The sequence below is a fragment of the Pseudonocardia sp. NPDC046786 genome (assembly GCF_040645415.1).
Lineage (GTDB): Bacteria > Actinomycetota > Actinomycetes > Mycobacteriales > Pseudonocardiaceae > Pseudonocardia > Pseudonocardia kongjuensis.
Genome location: NZ_JBEYYF010000031.1, coordinates 16,682 through 38,077 on the forward strand (window position 1 = coordinate 16,682; position 21,396 = coordinate 38,077).

Consider the following 21,396-nt stretch of genomic DNA (forward strand, 5'->3'; position numbering starts at 1 on the left):
TGCCGCGCCCGGCCTGAGCGGGCACGCGGGCCTCCCGGCACCGCACGGTGCGGCGAGCGCCGGTCGGCTCACCCGGGCCCGGGAGGGTGCTGGAACTGGAGCCGGGGCCGGGGCCGGGGCCGGGTGACCGGTCTCGGTGTCACGGTGCCGGTGTCACGGTGCTGGTGTCACCGGTGCCGCGGGGTCGCGGTGCTCGCCCTTCACGGTGCGGTTGTGCGCGGTGCCGTCGACCTGTGCCAGCACCCGGTGCGGCCGGATCCGGATCACGCCGGGCGCCCCGCCGCGGAACGGCCCGCCGGGCACCTCGCCGGGCAGCAGCTCGGCGGTGCCGCGCACCTCGACCCAGCGCGGCGACCAGCCGGGGCCGTCCCCGGTGTCGTCGACGACGAGCGCGACCCGCGGGTCGCGCCGCACGTTGCGCCACTTCTGGGTGGCCGGGTTGTCGATGCCACCGATGTCGATCGTGCCGTCCGGGTTCACCAGGTAGCCGACCGGGCGGATCTGCGGGCCGCCGTCCGGGCCGATGGTGGCGAGCCGGGCGAGCCGCCCGGTCCCGCGCAGGTATCCGAGCTCGCTGTCGCTGAAGATGCTCATGTGAGCGATCCTCGGAGGTGAACCCGGCTTCAGGTCAAGGGTTTCCGGGGCCGTCCCGCCGGTCGATCCGGGGGAGCGGGCGGGTGACGTCGGCGTCCGGGCCGCCGGGGTCGCCGGATCCCTCGGCGGGGCGGACCGGGCGCAGGAACCGGGTCTCCTCCTCGGCGGACACCGGGGCGGGCCCCGAAGACGACACCGGGGCGGGCCCCGAGGCATCCAGCGGGGCGGGCTCGGTGCGCGGCTCGACCCGGCGCTCCAGCACCATGATGCCGATCACGAGCGCGGCGCCGAGCAGCGCCGGGACCAGCATTGCGATCCAGCCCGGGTCCGGGGCGAGGACGCCGCGGGCGCCGTCCTGCCAGGGCCACAGCGCCCGCAGCGCACCCAGCAGCACGCCCACCATGATCACCATGAGGGTGCGGCGGTGGTGCTCCAGCAGCCACTGCAGCAGCGAGACGAAGGTGCCCAGCCCGACGATCGCGCCGAGCGCGAAGACCGCGATGTAGGCGATGTCGAACTCGGCGACCGCGCGCAGGGTGGGCTCGTAGAGCCCGAAGACCAGCAGCAGGAACGAGCCGGAGAAGCCGGGCAGCACCAGCGCGCAGATGGCGATGGCGGCGGCGAGCCCGATCAGGACGTACGGCGGCCGCCCGTCGCCCGCGGCCGGCGGCAGGCTGCTCACCAGGTACGTCACCGCGAAGGCGACGACCACGATCGACCACTCGCGCCGGCCGCGCAGCATCCCGGTGATCCGCAGCGGCACCGCGACCGAGGCTGCGACCATCCCGAAGAACACCGCCCGGGAGCCGACCGGATGCGCCTCGATCAGGTCGGGCAGCACCCGCGACGCCAGCACGACGGCCAGGATCATCCCGACCGCGACCGGCACCAGCAGGCCCCAGTCCAGCCGGCGGAGCTGCTCGCGCGGCCGGACGTCGCCGCCGGCCTGGCCGGGGAGCAGGCCGCGGACCGCGCCCACCAGGTGGCCGGCCTGGGCGATCAGCCGCTCGTAGATCCCGACGACGAGGGCCATCGTCCCGCCGCTGACGCCGGGGATCGTCTCGACGACACCGATCGCCGCGCCACGCGCGAGGTGGACTCCGGACATACGCGACAACACGACGGGTCAGGTTACCGACCGGCGTTCGGGGACGGACCACTCGGGTGAGCAGGGCCCGCCTGAACAGGGTGATTGCAGGACGGAACGGTGCGCGGGGCGGGCATGCGGGCGGCCGGCCCGGCTGTGAAGCGGCACGGGTGTGAACCGGCCAGGCCGCGAACCGGCACGGGTGTGAACCGGTCCGGCCGGGTACCTACGGTGGGACCGCAGACCCGTCCGGAGAGGACCGCATGACCCGCACGCACCGCACCCGCCCCGATCGTCGCACGGCCGGCCCGCCGCCGTCCGGTGTGCAGGGCGACGTCCGGGAGCTCGCCGCCCGGCTGCACGGCCTGGACGGCTCGGGCTATGGCGCCTACAAGGGTCTCACCGGGCGCTGGTCGTTCGACGGGGTCGAGCTGTCGGTCCGCAAGGTCCAGGCCGATCCGTTCGCGCCGCCGTCGCGGCTGCGGATCACCGTGCCCGCGGCGACGGCGGAGCTGCCCGCCGAGCTGTACCGGAGCCCGGTGCGGGCCAGGGCGCTCGGCGGGTTCCTGCTCCGCGCGCTGCGCGCCGCCCTGCACGACACCCCGCTGACGGTCGACGCCGGCGGCCAGGAGGTGCTGGAGCGCAGCGCGATCCGGATCGACCGGGAGTCCGGCGCCGTCGTCGTCGAGCTGGGGATGCCGCTGCCGGGGCACGGCCGCCGGATCGCCGGGCACGCCGCCGCGCGGACCCTGACCGACGACCTCCCCGCTGCCGTGCACAGCGCGCTGAGCTGGACGAACGCCGACCGCGATCGGGCGGTGGAGTTCGTCGAGACGGTCGAGGACGCCGGCGCGCTGCGGGACGCGCTGCGCGCCGAGGGCCTGACCGGGTTCGTCGCCGACGGCGCCGTGCTGCCCCGCGCCTCCGGCATCGACGACCGCCCGCTGCGCGACGCCGTCCCGTTCGAGGCGCCGGAGTCGCTGCGGGTCACCCTGCACACCCCGAACCGCGGCCCGGTGCGCGGGATGGGCGTCCCCGAGGGCGTCACGCTGATCGTCGGCGGCGGCTACCACGGCAAGTCCACCCTGCTGCGGGCGCTGGAGAGCGGGGTGTACGACCACGTCCCCGGCGACGGCCGGGAGCTCGTCGTGACCCGGCCGGACACCGTCTCGGTCCGGGCCGAGGACGAGCGGTCGGTGCAGCGGGTGGACGTCCGCGCGTTCGTCTCCGACCTGCCGTCCGGCCGGCCGACCGACGACTTCTCGACGCCGTCGGCGTCCGGATCGACCTCGCAGGCCGCGTCGACGATCGAGGCACTCGAGTCCGGCGCCGACACGCTGCTCGTCGACGAGGACACCTCGGCGACCAACGTGATGATCCGGGACGCCCGGATGCGCGAGCTGATCTCGGCCGAGCCGCTGGTGCCGTTCGTCGACCGGGTCCGCCCGCTGCACCGTGAGCACGGCGTGTCCACGGTGCTGGTGATGGGCGGCTCCGGGGACTACCTGGACCGGGCCGACACGGTGATCCTGCTGCAGGACTACCGGGTCACCGAGGTCACCGGGCGGGCCCGGGAGATCGCCGGGGTGGCGCCGGACGCCGACGACGCCGGCTTCCCGGCGTTCGGTCGCCGGGTGTTCGATCCGGCGAGCGTCGATCCGCAGGTCCGCGGGCGCCGCAAGATCACCGCCCGCGGCCGCGGCCGGCTCACCTTCGGCGCCGACGACATCGACCTGTCCGCGGTGTCCCAGCTGGCCGACCCGTCGCAGACCACCGGGATCGGGCTGGCCCTGGCGCACCTGACGCTGGACGGCGTCACCCTCGCCGAGGCACTCGACCGGCTCGACGACGACCTGCGGCGCGACGGCGCCGCCGCGATCGCGCACGGCACGCTCGCCGACTTCGCGGTGCCCCGCAGGCACGAGGTCGCCGCCGCGGTGAACCGGCTGCGGTCCGCCCGGGTCACCGGCCACCGTCGGCGGGACGCCCCGCGATCCTGACCAACGGGTGACCGGCTGATTCCATCGGGTGACATCGGGAACCGGCGGAACCCCGCGGGCGACCCCTCCCGACGGCGCGGATGTTCGTCCGCGCGCCGTCCGAGAGGGGAGCACCCGCATGCGTCACATCGCCACCTTCTGCGGCAGCTGCAACTGCGGCTGCCCCGAGCTCTACGTCGACGAGGCCGCCGCCCCGGAGAAGCGGATCGTGATCACCGACGACTTCGGGCAGCGGATCCAGATGAGCGTCGACCAGTTCTCGGACCTGGTGGCCTCGGCCCGCGACGGCGTGCTGGACCAGGTGGTGTCCGCCTGACCCGGCCGGTCAGGCCAGCCACTCCAGCGCGGCGGCCGCCGTCCACGCCTGGGCGTGGCTGCCCAGCGCCTCACCGGTGAAGGGCTCGTAGTACTCGGCGAACGTCAGGTCGGTGAGCTGGGCCAGCGCCGCCGCTCGCAGGTCGGCGTGCAGGGCGTCGTCGCCGTCGCGGCGGGCGGCCCAGCCGAGCAGCAGCACCAGGAACGGCCACACCGGGCCCCGCCAGTAGGTGCGGGCCCGGAAGTCCGGGCTCTCCGGCGACGTCGAGGGCGGCAGCGGGAACCGGAGCCCGGGATGCCCCGCCCAGCGTGCCGAGCGCAGCAGTGCACGCTGGGCGGCGAGCAGGCCGGGCTCGCCGCCGGCGACCAGCGGGGCGAACCCGGCGATCGTCTCGGCGCCGATCCACTCGCCCGCCCGGACGTCGAAGTCGCGGGCCAGCCCGGTCGCCGGGTCCACCGTGCCGGCGACGCCCGCCCGGAACCGGGCGGCGGTGCGGCGCTGCTCGGCGGCGTCGTCCGGCCTGCCGAACTCGTCGCAGATGCGGGCGAGTGTCCCGGCCGCGGCGGCGAGCACCGCGGAGAAGAACACGTCGCGCACCCGGAAGTCGACCGTCGAGCCGGTCGCGGCGTCGTCGTAGCCGACCGAGCGCATCTGCTCGACCAGCCACAGGTAGCGGTCGTACTCGGTGTCGGTGGGGCGCTCCCCGGCCGAACCGACGTGCAGCACGTCGCGGCGCCGGTAGGGCGGCAGCGGGCCGGGCGTGATCCGGGCGTAGGGGCCGTCCCAGCGCGGCGAGTTGTCGAACCCGGACTCCCAGCTGTGGTGGATCTCCACCAGCCCGACGCCGTCCGGGTCCCGCGCGGAGGCCAGCCAGCGGTGCCAGGCGAGCCAGCCGTCCAGCGAGCCGGCGACCAGCCGTTCCGCCTCGGCGGCGTCCGCGCCGCCGTTCTCCCGGCCGCGGTCGAGGATGTGCCGCAACGCGATCGCGTGCACCGGCGGCTGGCAGATGCCGGACGTGCGGTAGCCGGCCGGGCGGGCGGCGACCTCGTCGGTGCCCCACCGGTCCGGCCCGGGGAAGTAGTCGGTCGACGACGGCGAGAAGACGATGTGCGGGACCATCCCGGTGCTCCACTGGGCGGCGAGCAGCGACCGGAGCTCGGTCGCGGCGCGCGGCACGTCGATCCGGGCCAGCCCGATCGCGACGAACGCGGAGTCCCAGCTCCACTGGTGCGGGTAGAGGTCGGGGGCGGCGGTCGTCATCGTGCCCAGGTCGTTGCGGCGCAGGACCTCGACGGCGGCGGACCGGAGCGTCCCGGGATCGACGGCGGCGGTGGTGCTCACGAGGGTCGGTTCTCCATCAGCTGGTGGGTCGCGGCGTCGTAGAGGCGCAGGGTGTGCGGTGGCAGGCGCAGGTGGACGACGTCGCCGGGATCGGCCCGGAACGACGCCGGTGCGCTCACCTTCAGCTCCCGGTCGCCCGCGCTGACGGTGAGCAGCACCGCCGAGCCGGTCGGCTCGCGCACCTCCAGCCGGGCGGGCAGGGTGCCGGCGGGCGCGTCCCCGCCGGTCCCGGCGATCTCGATGTTCTCGGCCCGGACACCGAGCAGCACGTCCCGCCCGGCGCTGCCGCGCAGCGCGGCGGGGGCGGGCAGGTCCGTCCCGGCGACGTCGATCCGGTCGCCGTCCGGGGTGAGCGTCGCGGCCAGGAAGTTCATCGGCGGGGAGCCGAGGAAGCCGCCGACGAACTTCTCGGACGGGGTGTCGTAGACGGCCAGCGGATCGCCGAGCTGCACGATCCGGCCGGAGCGCATGACGGCCACCCGGTCGCCCAGCGACAGCGCCTCGCCCTGGTCGTGGGTGACGTACACGGTGGTGACGCCGAGGTCCTGGACGATCTTCTTCAGCTCGGTCCGGAACTCCATGCGCAGCAGCGCGTCCAGGTTCGACAGCGGCTCGTCCATCAGCAGCACGTCGGCGTCGACCACGATCGCCCTGGCGACCGCGACCCGCTGGCGCTGCCCGCCGGACAGCTGGGCCGGCTTGCGGTCCAGGTAGGGGGTGAGCTGCAGCAGCTCGGCCGCCCAGGCCACCTGCCGGTCGATCTCGGCCCGGCCGGCGCGGCGGGTGGTCAGCCCGAACGCGATGTTGTCGCGCACCGAGCGGTGCGGGAACACCGCGTAGGACTGGAACACCATCGACAGGTTCCGGCGGTGCGCGGGCAGGTAGGTGACGTCGCGGCCGCCGATCGCGATCGAGCCGCCGTCGGGCAGCTCGAGGCCGGCGAGCATCCGCAGCAGGGTGGTCTTCCCGCAGCCGGACGGCCCGAGCAGGACGAGGAACTCGCCGTCGGCGATGTCCAGCGAGACGTCGTCGGTGGCCCGGTCGGTGCCGCCCGGGTACGTCTTGTGCACGTTCCTGATGGAGACGGAGCTCATCGGATCGTCGACCCCCACATGTTGGTCAGGTAGCGGCGCATCACCGCGATGAAGATCAGGGCGGGCAGGACGAGGGCGAAGCCGCCGGCGAACCGATAGGCCAGCGGCGAGTCGGCGAGCGAGGTGAGCACCTGCGCGGGCAGCGTCCGGTGGTTCAGGGTGAGGATCGAGGCGCCCAGGACCTCGTTCCAGCTCATGACGAAGGTGAAGATCGACGCGGCGGCGATGCCGGGCAGCGCCATCGGCGCGACGACCGTGCGGAACGCCTGCAGCGGGGTGGCGCCGAACACCCGGGCCGCCTCCTCGACGTCGACCGGTACGGCGACGAACACGCTGGCGACGATCAGGATCGTGGTGGGCAGCGCGATCGCGGAGTGCAGCAGGATCACCGCGTACGTCGTGTCGTACACCCCGGCGGTGAGGAACAGCCGGGCCAGCGGGACCGACAGCACCACGATCGGCAGCGCCCTGGTGAACAGCAGGAACAGCTGGTAGGGCTCCTTGCCGCGGAAGGCGACCCGGGCCAGTGCGTACGCGGCGGGCACCCCGACCAGCGAGGACAGCAGCAGCGTCCCGAGGCCGACGATCATCGAGTTGCCGAACGACGCGAGCACGCCGGTCGAGGTCAGGAAGGTCCCCAGCGTCTGCACCGACAGGTCGGTCGGCAGGAACGACAGCGGGAACCGGTTGAGCGACTCCCGGCTGGACAGCGCGGCGAGCGCGATCAGGTAGAGCGGCACCGCCATGAACGCGGTGATCGCGAGGCAGGCGGCCTGCAGCGCGATCCGGGCCCGGCGCCGGGCGCGCAGCGGGGCCGGGTCGGGCGGGGCGGGCTGTGCGGGCCGGGGCTGAACGGGCTGAAGGGGCTGGAGGGTCATCGGGACTCCCGCAGGGCGCGCAGGTAGACGAGCGAGGTGAGCATCGAGATGACGAGCACGACCAGGGCGAGCGCCGCGGCGACGTTCGGGTTCTGCAGGCCCGTGTACCAGCGGTAGGTCTCGCCGACCAGCAGCGGGAAGTTCTGCCCGGTCAGTGCCTGGGCCACGGCGAAGGTCTGGAACGCCAGGATGGTGCGCAGGATCAGCGCGACCTGCAGGCTCGGCCGCAGCAGCGGCAGGACGACCCGGCGCAGCCGCTCCCAGGGGCCCGCGCCGAACACGGCGGCGGCCTCCTCGTAGTCCTTCGGGATGCCCTGCAGGCCGGCGACCACGATGACCAGCACCAGCGAGGTGGCCCGCCACAGCTCGGCGACCAGCACGCAGACGAACAGCGAGACCGGATTGTCGAAGGCCAGCCAGGCGACCGGTTCCAGGCCGATCGTGGCGAGCGCCGAGTTGAGGTAGCCGCGGTCGGTGAACACCGCCAGCCAGACCAGGCCGGCGGCCAGGTCGGAGACGGCGAGCGGGATGACCCACAGGTAGAAGTAGGCGCCGGCGAACCGTGGCCGGGCCCGCAGCAGCAGCGCCATCGTCACGGCGAACGCGAACTGCACCGGGATCAGCACCACGATCAACAGCAGCGTGTTGCGCACGGCGGGCCAGAAGTACGGGTCGGCGACCATCCGGGCGACGTGCTCGCCGGTGAGGCCGCCGTCGGCGCCGGTGAACGCCTGCAGCACGCCCTGCACGACCGGCCAGCCGAACAGGGCGGCCATGAACACCACCGACGGCCCGACCAGCCAGACCACCGACGGCACGGCGCGCGGCCGGACCGGTGGGCCGCCGGTGTGCGGCGGGGTCTCCCGGGTGATCGTGGCGCTCATCAGCCCACCTCGCAGACGTCGGCGACCGGATCGGGGGCCCAGCACGGCACGCGCAGCTCGCCGAGGATCGCGGACAGCGTCCGGGCCTCCGAGCCGAGCACCGCCCGGACCGGCTCCCGGTTCAGGCAGATCCGGGTGAAGCAGTTGGCGAACACCTGGCTGACCTCGGCGTCCCGGGAGTCGAGCCCGACCGGCGGGAGCGCCAGGATCGCGTCGTCGGCCTCCTGCTGGGCGCGCACCGCTGCCGACTCCAGGGCGATCCCGGCCGGCAGGTCGGTCGGCAGCTCGGTGCGCACGACCGGGAAGAACGCGTTCTGCCGCAGCGTCTCCACCTGCAGGGCGGGATCGGACAGGCCACGGATCGCCTGCTCGGCGAGCTCCCGCTCGGCGCCCCCGCGGGGCAGCCCGACACCGGCGACGATGAGCATGTAGCCGAGCCCCTTCGGCCCGCGCGGGGCCGGCACCATCAGCCACTCGTCGGGGCGCTGGTCGACCGCGCCGACCAGCCGGGCGACGTGGTCCCAGGCGACCAGCACCTCGCCGCGGGCGAGCGGCTCCTGCATGAAGTCGTAGTTGGTCGACGCGGGCGCGGTCACCGCCCACAGCTCGCGCAGGTACTCCCAGGCGCTCTCGGCGTCCGGCGTGGTGAAGGTGGTGATCTGCCCGCCGGTGAAGCTGGGCAGCAGGTAGCCCTGGTGGAACCGGTGGTGCAGCCCGTTCGGGCCGGCCGGGATGCCGAACACCGGCCGTCCCTCGGCGGCGGCCGCGGCCTGCGCCCAGCGCAGGTAGCCGTCGTAGTCGAGATGCTGCACGTCCACCCCGGGCGGCAGGTGGTCCAGCGCCCGCCGGTGCACGGCCACCACGTAGGTCGCCTGCATCCAGGGCACGTACTTCGCCGTTGCGCCGCCCAGCCGGGCCAGGTCCAGCACCTCGTCGGAGTATCCGGCGGCGGTCAGGTCGGCCAGCAGGTCGTCGACGTCGTCGAGCTGGTCGGCGACCGGTGCCAGGTGGCCGTGCAGCCCGCCGACCAGGCCGGTGCCGACCCGGCCGGACTCGACCTGACTGCGGATGGTGGTGGCGAACACCCCGGCCTCGACCGGGTTGTAGGCGACGTCGACGCGCAGGTGCTCGCGCAGTGCCTGCTCGTAGCGCCGGCGTTCCTCGACCGGCGTGAACTGGGTGGAGAGGAACCCGACCGATCCGGCACCGGCGGCGCCGCTCGTGTCGAAGCCCGCGCACGCCGACAGCAGCGGGATGCCGAGTGCGGCCCCCAGCAACGCGCGGCGGGACACCGCGACTGGCGTCATCGTTGACCCCGATCTTTTGTTCAATCAGTGGACGGAAAACTTCGGTACATTGAACGGACAGAAGTGGGGGATGTCAACCGGACGGGGGACGGATGACGGTGGTGGCGAGCCACGGCGCACTGGTGGCGCTGGTCCGCGAGCGCGGCGGGCTGTCCAGGGCGCAGCTGCTCGAGGAGACCGGGATGTCCCGCGGCACCCTGGTGACCCGGCTCGACGCGCTCACCAGGAACGGGCTGGTCTACGAGGGGGAGAGCCTCGGCGCGACCGGCGGCCGGCGGGCCCGCCGGATCCGGTTCGACGACCGCGGCCGGGTCGTGCTGACCGTGGACATCGGGCAGACCCACGTCCGGGTCAGCGTGACCGACCTCGCCGGGACCGAGCTGCGCTTCGCCGAGCTGCGGTGCCGGCTCACCGACGGCCCGGACGCGGTGCTCGGGCCCGCGCTCGACGCGGCGGACGCGCTGCTGGCCGGCGGCGGCCCGGGGGAGCGGCCGGCCGGCGTGGGGATCGGTATCCCGGCGGCGGTCGATCCGGCGACCGGGATGGTGCTGCCGGTGACCCCGCTGCCCGGGTGGGCGCCCGGCGTCGTGGTGGCGACCGTCGGCCGCCGGTGGGGGCTGCCGGTGGTGGTGGAGAACGACGCCCGGGCCGCCGCCGTCGGGGAGAGCCGGTCCGACGACGAGACGCTGGTCGCGGTGAAGGTGGCGACCGGCATCGGCTGCGGCATCGTCGTCGGGGGCGACGTGATGCGCGGCGCCGCGGGCATCGCGGGCGACATCGGGCACGTGCGGGTCGGCGGCCCGGCCCCCGAACCGGTCTGCCGGTGCGGGCGGCACGGCTGCCTCGCCGCCTACTCGTCGGGCCGGGCGCTGCTCGGCAGGCTCGGCGGCGACGGCTACCGCACCCTCGACGACCTGGTCGCCGGGTCGGGGCGGCCGCGGGTGGGCGCGGAGCTGGCCGCCGCCGCGGACGTGCTGGGCGCCGCGCTCGCCACCACGGTGACCACGGTCAACCCGCACCGGGTGGTGCTCGGCGGGGTGCTGGGCGAGCTGCCCGCGGTCGTCGACGGGGTGCGCACCCGGATCCTGGACGCGGTCAGCGAGCGCGCCCGGCCGGTCGTGGAGGCGAGCACGCTGGGCCCGCGGGCCATCCCGCTCGGGCTGGCACGGCTGGTCGCCCGCACGGTGTTCGCGCCGGAGGCGGTCGACCGGCTGGTCGCCGGCTGAGCCGGACCGGTCCCGGGCGACTCAGCGGCCGGCCGGCTCCGGCAGGGCTGCCGCCAGGTCGATCAGCCGGTCCCGCAGCGGGGCGGCCCGCTCGGCGAACCCGGCCTGCGCCCTGGCGTACCCGGCCCGGCCCTCGGCGGTCTCGATCCGCACCGGGGTGAACCCGTGCGCGGCGAGATCGTAGGGGCTGGCCCGCATGTCCAGCTCGCGGACGTCCGCGGCCAGCTCGAAGCAGTCCGCGACCAGCTCGGACGGGACCGCCGGGGCCAGCTTGTAGGCCCACTTGTAGAGGTCCATCGTGGCGTGCAGGCAGCCCGGCTGCTCCAGCTCGGCCTGGGTCTCCCGGGTCGGGGTCAGCGTGTTGCGCGGGGCGGCGGCCTCGGTGAAGAACCGGTGGGCGTCGAAGTGCGAGCAGCTGATCCGCTGCGACTCCACGACGGCGTCGGTGCCGGCCGCGCCCAGCCGCAGCGGCACCGACCCGTGCCGCGGCCGCTCGGTGCGGTAGACCATCGCCCACTCGTGCAGGCCGAAGCAGGCCAGCCGCGGCTCCCGGGACCGGGTCGCGGTGAGCAGCCGGTGCACGAACGCCGCGGTGCCGCGCAGCCGCTGCGGCAGCGCGGCCGGATCGAGCAGCACCCCGTCGCCGGTGCGCCGGTAGCCGGGCCGGCCCAGGAAGCCGTCCGCGCCGTCCCCGGTGAGCAGCACCCCGGGGCCCGGGTCCCAGCGTTCCAGCTGCGCCGGCCGGTGCGAGTAGTAGGTGAACAGGAAGTCCCACACCGGATGCGGCTCGCCGCGCCGGCGGCGCTCCCGGTGCGGTCCGGTCCAGGCGGCGACCCGCCGCCGGTGCGCCTCGGCGCGGGCCCGCCATCCGGGCCCGTCCAGCACCTCGGTCGGCTCCGCCACGGTGCCGACGGTACGGGCCCCGATGGTCCGGCCGGTGCTCAGGGCGGGGCGGTGTTCAGGGCGGGGCGTCCGGGGCGTGCGTGGCGTCCCGGACGGTCCCGACGAACGCCTCGGTGACGTCCTCCAGGGTGACCACGCCGACCGTGCGGTCCCGGTCGTCGACGGCCCGCGCCAGGTGCGCCCTGGCCTCGCGCATGATCGTGAGCGCCTCGTCCAGCCGGGCCCCGACCGGCACCGGCGGCAGCGCGCGCACCCGCTGCGGCGGGATGGTGGCGGCGTCCGCGTCGGCGAGATCCAGCACGTCCTTGACGTGCAGATAGCCGGTCAGCCTGCCGTGCGCGTTGCGGACCGGGAACCGGGAGAACCCGGTGCGCCCGACGGCCGCGGTGAGCGCCCCGACGGTGGGCGAGCCGTCCAGGCAGACCAGGTCGTCCAGGCCGACGACCAGCCCGTCGACGTCGGCGACGGTCGACTCGGCGGAGGCGAGCGTGCGGCCGATCCGGGCGGACTCGTCGTCGTCGAGCAGGCCCTCGCGGCGTGCGTCGTCGATCATCTCGGACAGCTCGCCGGAGGTGAACGCGGTCTCCAGCTCGTCCTTCGGGGTCACCCCGGCCAGCCGCAGCGTCCCGTTCGCCATCCGGTTGAACAGCTCGACGAACGGCCGCGCCAGCGCCGTCCACACCAGGAACGCCGGGACCAGCACGATCGCCGCCCGCTCCGGCCCGGCGATGGCGATGTTCTTGGGCACCATCTCGCCGAGCAGCATGTGCGCGACCACCACGAGCAGCAGCGAGATCCCGAACGCGATCGGGTACGCGAGCGCGGCGGGCACCCCGAGCACGGCCAGCGGGCCGTCGATCAGGTGCGCCACCGCCGGTTCACCGAGCCGCCCGAGCAGCAGCGACGCGATCGTGATGCCCAGCTGGGACGCGGCCAGCATCCGGGACAGGTCGTGCGCGGAGTCGAGCACCGTGCGGGCGCCCGCCGAGCCGGCCTCGGCCATCGCCTCCAGCCGGTCCTTCCGGGCGGAGATCAGGGCGAACTCGGCGGCGACGAAGAACGCGTTCGCCCCGAGCAGCGCGATCGCCGCGAGCAGCGCCAGCAGGTCCCCGGTGCTCACGACGGCTGCACCGGCTCGCGGACGAGGCGGATCTCGGCGACCCGGTTCCGGGTGCGGCGCAGCACGGTCAGCCGCCAGCCGTCGAGCACCAGGTCGTCGCCGGCGTCCGGGATCCGGCCGAGCTCGGCGAGCACCAGCCCGGCCAGGGTCTCGTAGCCGCCCGCCGGCATCCGGAAGCCGGTCGCGGCGAGCACCTCGTCGGGCCGCATGAGCCCGGACAGCACCCAGCCGTCGGCGAGCCTGCGGACCCGGACCTGCTCGGCGCGGTCGTGCTCGTCGCGGACGTCACCGACGATCTCCTCCACCAGGTCCTCCATGGTGACCAGCCCGGCGGTGCCGCCGTACTCGTCGACGACCACCGCGGTCTGCAGGCCGGCCGCGCGCAACCGGGTCATCAGCAGGTCCCCGTCCAGCGACGACGGCACCGTCTCCACCGGCCGGGCCAGCTCGCGCGCCCGGGTGGACGCCCGTTCGGCGGCCGGCACCGAGCACGCCTGCTTGACGTGCACCAGGCCGAGCGGGACGTCCGGGTCGCCGTCGACCACCGGGAACCGGGAGAACCCGGAGCGCCGGGCGAGCGCGACCAGGTCGGACACCGTGCCGTCGGCGTCGATCGTCTCCACCCGGGGCCGCGGCGTCATCAGGTCGCCCGCGGTGCGGTCGGTGAACCGCAGCGACCGGTCCAGCAGCGCGGCGGTGGCCGGATCGAGGCTGCCGCTGGCGGCACTCGCTCGGACCAGCGAGCTCAGCTCGTCGGGTGAGCGGGCCGAGCGCAGCTCCTCGGCGGGTTCCACGCCGAGCCGCCGCACGATCGCGTTCGCCGCCGTGTTGAGCCCGGTGATCAGCGGCCGGAACACCGACGCGAACCCGGCCTGCAGCCAGACCACCGCCCGGGCGACCTCCAGCGGGTGCGCGATCGCCAGGTTCTTGGGGACCAGCTCGCCGAACACCATCGACAGCACGGTGGCCACCACCAGCGACAGCGCGGTCGCCGAGCCGGACGCCCAGCCGCCGGGCAGCCCGATCGCCTCCAGCACCGGGCGGATCAGGCCGGCGATCGCCGGCTCGGCGACGTAGCCGGTGGCCAGGGTGGTCGCGGTGATGCCGAGCTGGCAGCCGGAGAGCTGGAAGGACAGGGTCGCGTGGGCGCGCCGGACGGCCCGGGTGCGGCGGTCGCCGAGCCGGGCGACGGCGGACTCGATCCGGCTGCGCTCCAACGCGGTCAGCGAGAACTCGGACGCGACGGACACCGCGGTCCCCAGCGTGAGCACCGGCACGGCGAGCAGGCCGAGCAACGAGAGCAGGACGGTCACCGGGGACACTCCGGACGGCGGGTGCGGGCTGCAACGGTGCACGACGATACGGAGCGGCCGCGGACGGCGCGCGGCGGGAGCTGCGAGTGATGTCACGCCGTACGGGAACCGGTCGGGGGCTAGGTTGGTCAGCCATGACCACGGCGACGACGCCCCCGTCCGCGACACCGGGACCCGATCCCGGCGGGTCGCCCCTGGCCGGTCGCCGCGTGCTGGTGAGCGGCGCGTCGGCCGGGATCGGCGAGGCGACCGCGCGGGCGCTCGCCGCCCGGGGTGCCCGGGTCGGGCTGCTGGCCCGCCGGGCCGACCGGCTCGGCGCGCTGGCCGACGAGCTGCCCGGTGCGGTCGCAGTGCCGGTCGATCTCACCGACGACGACGCCGTGCCGGCCGCGGTCGGTACGGCGGCCGCCGCGCTGGGCGGGCTGGACGCGCTGGTGAACGCGGCCGGGGTGTTCCACGCCGGCGAGGTCGCCCCGGCGGCGGGGGAGCAGCCGATGGCGTCCCCGCAGGACTGGCGGCGGATGTTCGACCTGAACGTGGTGGCGCTGCTGGTGCTCACCCGGTCCGCCGCGCCGTACCTGGTGACGGGCACCGATCCGGCGGTGGTGTCGATCTCGTCGATGTCCGCGCGCCGGGTGCCGACCGCCGCGGGCGCCGTCTACGCGGCGTCCAAGCACGCGGTGCACGCGGTGTCCGAGGGCCTGCGGATGGAGCTGGCCCCGCGCGGCGTGCGGGTCACCACGGTCTCGCCCGGGTTCGTGCGCACCGGGATCGTCGACGACTGGCCGGACGGGCCGCTGCGGGACCGCTACGCCGAGCGGCTGGCCGCGGTCGGGCTGGACCCGGCCGTCGTCGCCGACGCGGTGGTGCACATCCTGTCCAGCCCGGCGCAGGTCGTCGAGTACGCCCTGACCTCGGTGACCCAGTGACGGCCGTGCCGTCGGACCCGGCCCCGCAGTACCGCGGCCGCCGGCCGTCCGGCCTGGCGAAGGGCAGCGCGTCGCCGTTCGTCGACTTCGACCGGCGCTCGTGGGCGCAGCTGGCGTCGTCGACCCGGGTCCCGCTGTCCGCCGAGGAGCTCGACCGGCTGCGCAGCTTCGGCGACTTCGTCGATCTCGACGAGGTCCGCGAGGTCTACCTGCCGCTGTCGCGGCTGCTGAACCTGCACGTCGAGGAGGGCGGCCGGCTCTACCGCGCCTACCGCCGGTTCCTCGGCGCGGCCAGCGCCCGCACGCCGTTCGTGATCGGCATCGCCGGCTCGGTCTCGGTCGGCAAGTCGACCACCGCTCGGCTGCTGCAGCTGCTGCTGGCCCGCTCGCCGGAGCACCCGAACGTCGAGCTGGTCACCACCGACGGATTCCTCTACCCGAACGCCGAGCTGGAGCGGCGCGGCCTGATGGAACGCAAGGGCTTCCCGGAGTCCTACGACCGCCGCAAGCTGCTGCGGTTCGTCTCGGAGATCAAGGGCGGCCGGCCCGAGGTGACGGCGCCGGTGTACTCGCACCTGGTCTACGACATCGTGCCGGACGCCCAGCTGGTCGTCCGCAGCCCGGACATCCTGATCATCGAGGGGCTGAACGTGCTGCAGCCCGCGGTGGCGGGTGCGCTGACGGTGTCGGACTTCATCGACTTCTCGGTCTACGTCGACGCCGCCACCGCGGATGTCCGGCGCTGGTACGTGGAGCGGTTCCTGCGGCTGCGGGGGACCGCGTTCCGGGACCCGCAGTCCTACTTCCGGCGCTACGCCGAGCTGGACCACGACGCCGCGGTGGCCCGCGCGGAGACGATCTGGGCGTCGATCAACGCGCCGAACCTGGAGCAGAACATCCTCCCGACCCGGTCGAGGGCCAGCCTGGTGCTGACCAAGGGGCCCGACCACAACGTCACCCGGGTGCGGCTGCGCAAGCTCTGACCAGCGCGTCGGTGCAGGCGGCGATGTTCGCGGCCGAGCAGGTCTCGTCGGTGACGTGCGCCAGCTCCGGGTCGCCGGGGCCGCAGACCAGCACCGCGCAGTCCCGGCCGCCGGTGCCGAGCCGCCGCGCCAGCACCGAGGCGTCGGTGAAGTAGGTCGCGAACTCCGCGGCGCCGCCGCGGTGGCCCAGCTCCCGGGCGGCCGGCGCGGCGCGCGGATCGGCCGGGTCGGTGCCGATCGCCGGCAGGTCGATCATCGTGTCGGTCCGGAGGTGCCCGGCGCCCCCGGTGTCCCCGGCGAGCCCGGCGACGACGGCGCGGGCGGCGTCGGCGTCGAACCCGGGGACCAGCCGCAGGTCCAGCTCCAGCTCGGCGTGATCGGGCACCAGGTTCGGCTGGGTACCCGACCGCAGCACACCCGGGTTGCAGGTGGCCGGGCCGTGCGTGGGGCTGACCGGCCAGCCGTCGTGGTCGTGCAGCCGGGTCGCGGCGCGGGCCAGCGCGACGAGCGCGTTGCGGCCCAGCTCGGGGCGCGAGCCGTGTGCGGAGACCCCGGCGGCGCTCAGCCGCAACCACAGCACGCCCTTGTGGCCGTGCAGCACCCGGTTCGACGTCGGTTCGGCGACCAGCAGCAGCGGCGACGGCTCGAGATCGGTGAGGGTGCGCGCGCCGTCGCCACCGGTCTCCTCGCCGAAGGTGAACACCAGTTGCAGCCCGGCGTCCGGCCCGCTGCGCAGCGCGGCGACGGTGATCGCGGCGACGCCGCCCTTCATGTCGGTGGACCCGCGCCCGCGCAGCCGCCCGTCGACGACGTCGCCGGCGTGCGGATCGAACGACCAGCCGGCGGGATCGGCCGGGACGGTGTCCAGGTGCCCGGTCAGCGTGGTCGGCGGGCCGGCGCCGCGGCGGGCCACCAGGTTCGCCCGGCCCGGTTCGGGCTCGGTCACCCGCACCGCGAAGCCGCCGTCGTCGAGGAGATCGGCGAGCAGGTCGGCGGCGACCCGCTCACCTCCGCCGCGGGTGTCCAGGGCGACCAGCCGTCCGGCGAGATCGACGGGATCGTGCACGCTCTCTCCTCTCGTTCCGTTCATCGACTGTGACACGTGGCGAGGCCGGTGCCGTCGCTCCGTGTCCGGCTGGCAGGATGTCCGGATGGGAGCTGACTCCGGCGGCGGGACCGTGACCGGCAGCGTGGAGACCCGGGACGACGAGCTCGCTGCCCGGTTGCGGCTGGTGGTCGGGCGGCTCAACCGGCGGATCAGGATCGACGGCAGCGAGACGCTGCCGCCGCTGCAGCTGTCCACCCTGGTCACCGTGGAGCAGCACGGGCCGCTGCGGCTCTCCGAGCTGGCCCGGCGCGAGGGCGTCACGGCGCCGACCATGTCCCGGGTGCTGTCCGCGCTCGACGAGCAGGGCATGGTGGAGCGGGCCGCCGATCCGGGCGACGCGCGGGGGGTGCTGGTCAGCATCGCCGGCACCGGCCGGGCCTGCCTGCAGGAGGTCCGCAGCCACCGCACCGCGCTGATCGCGCGGCGGCTCGACCGGCTCGACTCCGCGCAGCGCGCGGCGCTGGCCGCCGCGCTGCCCGCGCTGGAGGCGCTGCTCGTGCCGGACGAGGACTGACCCACCGGGCCCGCCGTCCGGCGGCACCGGGATCAGGCCGGCTCGCCGTCGACCGTCACGGTGATCTCCGAGCCGTCGTCCCGGCGGCCGCCGGTGGTGCAGCGCAGGCCGGCGATCCGGGCGGACTCCGGCAGCGGGTCCGGGTAGTGCCAGAACGCGTCCGCCAGCCGCACGCCGGACGGCAGCTCCGCGTGCTCGTAGGCGGCCTCGCCCTTGTACGGGCACCGGGTCCGGGTCTCGGCGGGGGAGAGGCCCACCGTGATGTCGGACGGTGGCAGGTACCAGCGGTTGGGCAGGCCCGTCTCGGAGAGCACCAGCGGGCGGTGCGACTCGGCGAGCACGGTGCGGAGGCCGTCGGCCGCGACGTGCGCGACCACGACGTGCCGCCCGGTCGGCCGGACGTCGACCCGGGTGTACGGGTCGGTGAGGTGGGCGAAGACCTGCTCGTCCTCGTCGTACCAGGCGTCGGCGGCGCTCCAGTAGAGGGCGGCCAGCCCGCGCAGCCAGTCCGCCGCAGGCACCGGCTCCGGGTAGTGCCAGACGGCGTCGGGGACGGTCCGGTCGCCCACCCGCAGTGAGCGGTAGGCGGCGTCGCCCTTGAACGGGCAGTGCGTCGTGTGCGCGCTCGCCACCAGCGCCGACGCGTCCAGGGCCGCCTCGGGGACGTAGAGCACCGGCAGCAGGTTCGACTCGTGCAGCAGGAACCCGCGCCGGGTGTCGAGCACGGTCCGGCCGGCCAGCTCGGCCCGGACCCGCCGCGGGAACGGGTGCATCAGCAGCTTGTGCGCCGGACCGTCGAGGGCGTAGTTGACCGTCGCCGGCGCGTGCGGCGACAGTGGTCCGTCGGATCGGGTGAGGCCCATCGGCGGTCCTCTCGTCGGGGGTCCCCTCACCGAACCAGAGGTCCGCTGCCGAGGCCACGCGAGAAAACCGAGCAGGTATCGCGATTAGCTCGAACAGCCCAACGCTTGCAAGGAACCTTTCGATCCTCTTACATGATTGCGAACCCTAATATTGCGATCCGCAACGTGTGTAGCATTCGAAACATGACGGAACGTCCGATTGGCCCGATTGACGACGACATGACCGTTGGCAGTGTCGCCACGGCCGAGCGCGACGACCTCGACGCCGTCGAGCGCTCCAACCGATCCGAGGACTCGCTGCAGTCGCTGGAGAAGCAGATCACCCTGCTCGTCCGGCGCACCATGGAGTCGGTGTGGGCACACGGTTACGGCTCCAACGAGGCCGTGGACCGCTACACCTACCCGGTCCTGATGCTGCTCGACGACGAGGGCGCGCTCTCCCTCACCGCCCTGACCGGCAAGCTCGGCGTCAGCAAGCCGACCGCCAGCCGCCAGGTGTCCCGGCTCTCCCGGGCCGGCCTGGTGGAGGTCTCCCCGCACGAGCGCGACCCGCGCTCGGTCAGTGTCGAGCTCACCGCGGCTGGGATGGCCGCCCGCGAGCAGGTCCGGGCCGCGCGCCTGGCACCGCTGCGCGACGTGATCGCGCACTGGCCGGACTCCGACCGGGAGTCGCTGGCCGGGCTGCTCGACCGCTTCAACGCCGATCTCGACCTGTTCCTGCGCTGATCCGCCCGCCGTTCCCACCGGTCGTACTGCTGCGCGCGGTGCGCGGACCGTCCGTCTCCCGTGTGATGCCATAGTGGGGGGTCCGGCCGGTCCGCCGTCCGGAGTCGGCGGAACCGGTGACGAGGGGTAGGTGCGGGCGTGGACGCGCTGGTGGCGCTCGTCGCCGGGGTGCTGAACAGTATCCGGGGTCTCGGCATCCCGGACGTCTGTCCCGGCGACTGGGCGTGGTCGGTCACCGCCCTCGGCGTGCTGGCCGGCCTGCTGCCCACCGCGGGGGCCGCGGCCGTCGCGCTGATCCGCCGCCGGATCGGCTCCGGCTCGTCGTCCGGGTACGGCGTCGCCGAGTCGGTGCTGATCGGCGGGATCGGCGTGCTGGCGGCCGGCCTGCTCCCGCTCGCCGTGTTCGTCGGGGCCGGCGGGGTGTTCGCCCGGGCCACCGCGGGTGACCCGGTGGTGCCCGGGCTGTCCGCCTCGGCCACCGACTCGATCCGGGTGGCGACCTGCGAGATCGTCGGCACCCAGAGCAGCTACCTGGGCCGGGGCAGCGTCGCCGGTGCGATCGGCGGTGGCGACGTCGTCACCTCGGTGACGGCCGTCGTGCTGCTCGGGATCGTGCCGCTGCTGGCGGTCATGCTGGTCGCCGTCCAGGCCCGCACCGCGCTGCGCCGCGGCCCGCGCTGGCCCGCCAAGTTCTTCTGGCTGCCGCTGTTCTCGCTGATCGTGCTGACCGCGGCCGTCCCGGCCGGGACCGCCGAGCACCTGTGGGTCGGCATCCTCGGCGGCAGCCTGCTCGGCGTACTGGTCGTCCCGATGTTCCCGCCCCCGTCCCGGGCCAAGATCGACCGGATCCGGGCCGCCCGGGACGCGCCGCCGGAGTCGCGGCCCGTGCCGACCGGCTCGTCGCGGGCCGGGCGGGGCCCCGGGTCGTCGGCGGCTCCGCAGGTCAGCGCCACGCCGAGCGTCGCGGAGCGGCTGGCCGAGCGGTTCTCCCGCCGGGAGCCGCAGGCCCCCGCCGAGGTGCCGGCGCGCTCCGGCGCCCCGTCGGTGGAGCAGGCCGCGCCCTACGTCGGCTTCGGGGCACCGTCCACCGGCGCGCGTCCACCGTCCGGCCGGGCCCCCGGGGCGCTCGCCCCCGGCTCGCCCCCGGCCGGCCGGCCGCCGTCCGCACCGGCGGCGCATCCCCCGTCCGGCCCCGCCGGGCATCCCGCGGCCGGTCCGCTGCGCGGTCCGCGCTCCGGCGGCCCCTACCCGCCGCCGCCCGGCCCGCCCCGCCGGCCGACCCTGGTCGCGCCGGTCCCCGGCGGACCGCCCCGGGCGCCGCGGTTCCGGCTGCTCAAGCGGCTCGGCGCGGGCGGCTTCGGCGGCGTCTGGCTGGCCCACGACGCCAAGCTCGGGCACACCGTGGCCGTCAAGTCGGCGCACGCCGCCGATCCGGAGACCGAGGAACGGATCCGCCGCGAGGCGGCCGCCCTCGGGTCGATGCGCCATCCCTGCTGCGTCGAGATCTACGACCTGCTGCACGCGTCGTCGGATCCCGGCCTGCGCGGGATGGACGGGCTGGTGATCGTGATGCAGTACGTGGACGGGATGTCGCTGGGCCAGCTGGTCGGCGAGCGCGGCACGCTCGACGACATCTCCGCCGCCCGCATCTGGACCGGCATCGCCGGGGCGCTGGACACCGCGCACCGCTCCGGGGTGCTGCACCGCGACATCAAGCCCGGCAACATCGTCGTCGACCCGCAGGGGCACCCGCACCTGATCGACTTCGGGATCGCCCGCAAGCAGGGCGACTCGACGCTGACCCAGACCGGGTACGTGCTCGGCACGCCCGACTACCTCGCCCCGGAGACGGCCGCCGGGAAGCCGGCGTCGCCGTCGTCGGACGGCTGGCAGCTGGCGGCCGCGGTGTCGTTCGCGCTGAGCGGGCAGCCGCCGCGCGGCGAGTCCGGCGACGCCGTCGCCGGGCTCCGGGCGGCCGCCGCCGGCGCCAAGCTGACCCACCTGCCCAGCCGCACCGCCCACCTGTCGCTGCTCAAGCAGGCGCTGCGGACCGAGCCGCACCGGCGGCCGGAGCTGAGCACGGTCCGGTCGAAGCTGGACGGGTGGCTGCAGCGGCAGGGGTACCGCTCGGACGGGCCGGTCACCGCGGTGTTCGACCGGCGCTGAGAGGGCCGGACACACGGCCGGCTCGGTGCGGGAACTTGATCCAA

The 21,396-nt window shown here is 75.1% G+C and carries 20 protein-coding genes; 8 read left to right on the forward strand and 12 right to left on the reverse strand.

The genetic code is table 11. From position 1 onward, the window contains the following. Nucleotides 1-153: 153 nt before the first annotated feature. Nucleotides 154-594, reverse strand: a complete 441-nt coding sequence (locus tag ABZ881_RS27375; protein WP_358488544.1) for a PPOX class F420-dependent oxidoreductase — start codon at nucleotides 592-594, stop codon at nucleotides 154-156. Between the two features lie 34 nt (nucleotides 595-628). Beyond that, the gene (locus tag ABZ881_RS27380) at nucleotides 629-1,702 is read right to left on the reverse strand and encodes a DUF368 domain-containing protein (protein ID WP_358488546.1); all 1,074 of its coding nucleotides are present in this window, start codon (nucleotides 1,700-1,702) and stop codon (nucleotides 629-631) included. Between the two features lie 242 nt (nucleotides 1,703-1,944). On the opposite strand from ABZ881_RS27380, the gene ABZ881_RS27385 reads away from it, so the two are divergent. Together ABZ881_RS27385 and ABZ881_RS27390 are read left to right on the forward strand one after the other, a co-directional pair. Further along, entirely contained in the window at nucleotides 1,945-3,681 is a 1,737-nt protein-coding gene (locus ABZ881_RS27385; RefSeq protein ID WP_358488547.1) for an ABC-ATPase domain-containing protein, read from the forward strand. Between the two features lie 118 nt (nucleotides 3,682-3,799). Then, nucleotides 3,800-3,997 (forward strand): hypothetical protein, encoded by a 198-nt coding sequence (locus ABZ881_RS27390; RefSeq protein ID WP_344017739.1) that lies wholly within the window; start codon nucleotides 3,800-3,802, stop codon nucleotides 3,995-3,997. Between the two features lie 9 nt (nucleotides 3,998-4,006). Here the strand turns inward: ABZ881_RS27390 and ABZ881_RS27395 are convergent, their stop codons facing one another. The 5 genes from ABZ881_RS27395 to ABZ881_RS27415 are packed head-to-tail and all read right to left on the reverse strand — an operon-like array spanning nucleotide 4,007 to nucleotide 9,501. Further along, nucleotides 4,007-5,338, reverse strand: coding sequence for a glycogen debranching protein (locus ABZ881_RS27395; RefSeq protein ID WP_358488549.1), 1,332 nt, complete (start codon nucleotides 5,336-5,338; stop codon nucleotides 4,007-4,009). Continuing rightward, nucleotides 5,335-6,432 (reverse strand): ABC transporter ATP-binding protein, encoded by a 1,098-nt coding sequence (locus ABZ881_RS27400; RefSeq protein ID WP_344017737.1) that lies wholly within the window; start codon nucleotides 6,430-6,432, stop codon nucleotides 5,335-5,337. The genes ABZ881_RS27395 and ABZ881_RS27400 overlap by 4 nt, the downstream gene beginning before the upstream one ends. Next, on the reverse strand, nucleotides 6,429-7,310 hold the full coding sequence (locus tag ABZ881_RS27405; RefSeq protein WP_358488550.1) for a carbohydrate ABC transporter permease: 882 nt from the start codon (nucleotides 7,308-7,310) through the stop codon (nucleotides 6,429-6,431). Before ABZ881_RS27405 ends, ABZ881_RS27400 begins: the two co-directional genes overlap by 4 nt. After that, on the reverse strand, nucleotides 7,307-8,194 hold the full coding sequence (locus ABZ881_RS27410) for a sugar ABC transporter permease (protein WP_344017735.1): 888 nt from the start codon (nucleotides 8,192-8,194) through the stop codon (nucleotides 7,307-7,309). Before ABZ881_RS27410 ends, ABZ881_RS27405 begins: the two co-directional genes overlap by 4 nt. Continuing rightward, on the reverse strand, nucleotides 8,194-9,501 hold the full coding sequence (locus ABZ881_RS27415) for an extracellular solute-binding protein (protein ID WP_344017733.1): 1,308 nt from the start codon (nucleotides 9,499-9,501) through the stop codon (nucleotides 8,194-8,196). The genes ABZ881_RS27410 and ABZ881_RS27415 overlap by 1 nt, the downstream gene beginning before the upstream one ends. Nucleotides 9,502-9,593: 92 nt before the next feature. On the opposite strand from ABZ881_RS27415, the gene ABZ881_RS27420 reads away from it, so the two are divergent. After that, nucleotides 9,594-10,727, forward strand: a complete 1,134-nt coding sequence (locus ABZ881_RS27420; RefSeq protein ID WP_358488552.1) for an ROK family transcriptional regulator — start codon at nucleotides 9,594-9,596, stop codon at nucleotides 10,725-10,727. A 21-nt stretch (nucleotides 10,728-10,748) separates the two neighbouring features. Here the strand turns inward: ABZ881_RS27420 and ABZ881_RS27425 are convergent, their stop codons facing one another. From ABZ881_RS27425 to ABZ881_RS27435, 3 genes are read right to left on the reverse strand one after another with little or no spacing between them, the layout of a single operon-like run. Next, complete coding sequence (locus ABZ881_RS27425; protein WP_358488554.1) at nucleotides 10,749-11,630, reverse strand: 3-methyladenine DNA glycosylase; 882 nt, start codon at nucleotides 11,628-11,630, stop codon at nucleotides 10,749-10,751. Nucleotides 11,631-11,685: 55 nt separating this feature from the next. After that, nucleotides 11,686-12,750 (reverse strand): hemolysin family protein, encoded by a 1,065-nt coding sequence (locus ABZ881_RS27430; RefSeq protein WP_358488555.1) that lies wholly within the window; start codon nucleotides 12,748-12,750, stop codon nucleotides 11,686-11,688. After that, nucleotides 12,747-14,063, reverse strand: coding sequence for a hemolysin family protein (locus ABZ881_RS27435; protein WP_358488556.1), 1,317 nt, complete (start codon nucleotides 14,061-14,063; stop codon nucleotides 12,747-12,749). The genes ABZ881_RS27430 and ABZ881_RS27435 overlap by 4 nt, the downstream gene beginning before the upstream one ends. A 134-nt stretch (nucleotides 14,064-14,197) precedes the next feature. On the opposite strand from ABZ881_RS27435, the gene ABZ881_RS27440 reads away from it, so the two are divergent. Then, nucleotides 14,198-14,992, forward strand: coding sequence for an SDR family NAD(P)-dependent oxidoreductase (locus tag ABZ881_RS27440; RefSeq protein WP_358488557.1), 795 nt, complete (start codon nucleotides 14,198-14,200; stop codon nucleotides 14,990-14,992). A 53-nt stretch (nucleotides 14,993-15,045) separates the two neighbouring features. Then, nucleotides 15,046-15,975, forward strand: coding sequence for a type I pantothenate kinase (gene coaA, locus ABZ881_RS27445; protein ID WP_358488588.1), 930 nt, complete (start codon nucleotides 15,046-15,048; stop codon nucleotides 15,973-15,975). Here the strand turns inward: coaA and ABZ881_RS27450 are convergent. After that, on the reverse strand, nucleotides 15,947-17,041 hold the full coding sequence (locus ABZ881_RS27450; RefSeq protein WP_358488558.1) for a M20/M25/M40 family metallo-hydrolase: 1,095 nt from the start codon (nucleotides 17,039-17,041) through the stop codon (nucleotides 15,947-15,949). The two genes, coaA and ABZ881_RS27450, sit on opposite strands and share 29 nt — an antisense overlap. 85 nt (nucleotides 17,042-17,126) lie before the next feature. Between ABZ881_RS27450 and ABZ881_RS27455 the strand changes: the two genes are divergently transcribed. Beyond that, nucleotides 17,127-17,597 carry a MarR family transcriptional regulator gene (locus ABZ881_RS27455; protein WP_358488560.1) on the forward strand — a complete coding sequence of 157 codons (471 nt, stop codon included), beginning with the start codon at nucleotides 17,127-17,129 and terminating at the stop codon, nucleotides 17,595-17,597. A 32-nt stretch (nucleotides 17,598-17,629) separates the two neighbouring features. On the opposite strand, the gene ABZ881_RS27460 is transcribed toward ABZ881_RS27455, so the two are convergent. Then, nucleotides 17,630-18,460, reverse strand: coding sequence for a DUF427 domain-containing protein (locus ABZ881_RS27460; RefSeq protein ID WP_358488561.1), 831 nt, complete (start codon nucleotides 18,458-18,460; stop codon nucleotides 17,630-17,632). Nucleotides 18,461-18,679: 219 nt separating this feature from the next. On the opposite strand from ABZ881_RS27460, the gene ABZ881_RS27465 reads away from it, so the two are divergent. Both ABZ881_RS27465 and ABZ881_RS27470 read left to right on the forward strand, forming a co-directional pair. Then, the gene (locus ABZ881_RS27465) at nucleotides 18,680-19,186 is read left to right on the forward strand and encodes a MarR family transcriptional regulator (RefSeq protein WP_358488563.1); all 507 of its coding nucleotides are present in this window, start codon (nucleotides 18,680-18,682) and stop codon (nucleotides 19,184-19,186) included. A gap of 138 nt (nucleotides 19,187-19,324) precedes the next feature. Then, nucleotides 19,325-21,352 carry a protein kinase gene (locus ABZ881_RS27470; protein ID WP_358488564.1) on the forward strand — a complete coding sequence of 676 codons (2,028 nt, stop codon included), beginning with the start codon at nucleotides 19,325-19,327 and terminating at the stop codon, nucleotides 21,350-21,352. Nucleotides 21,353-21,396 lie beyond the last annotated feature (44 nt).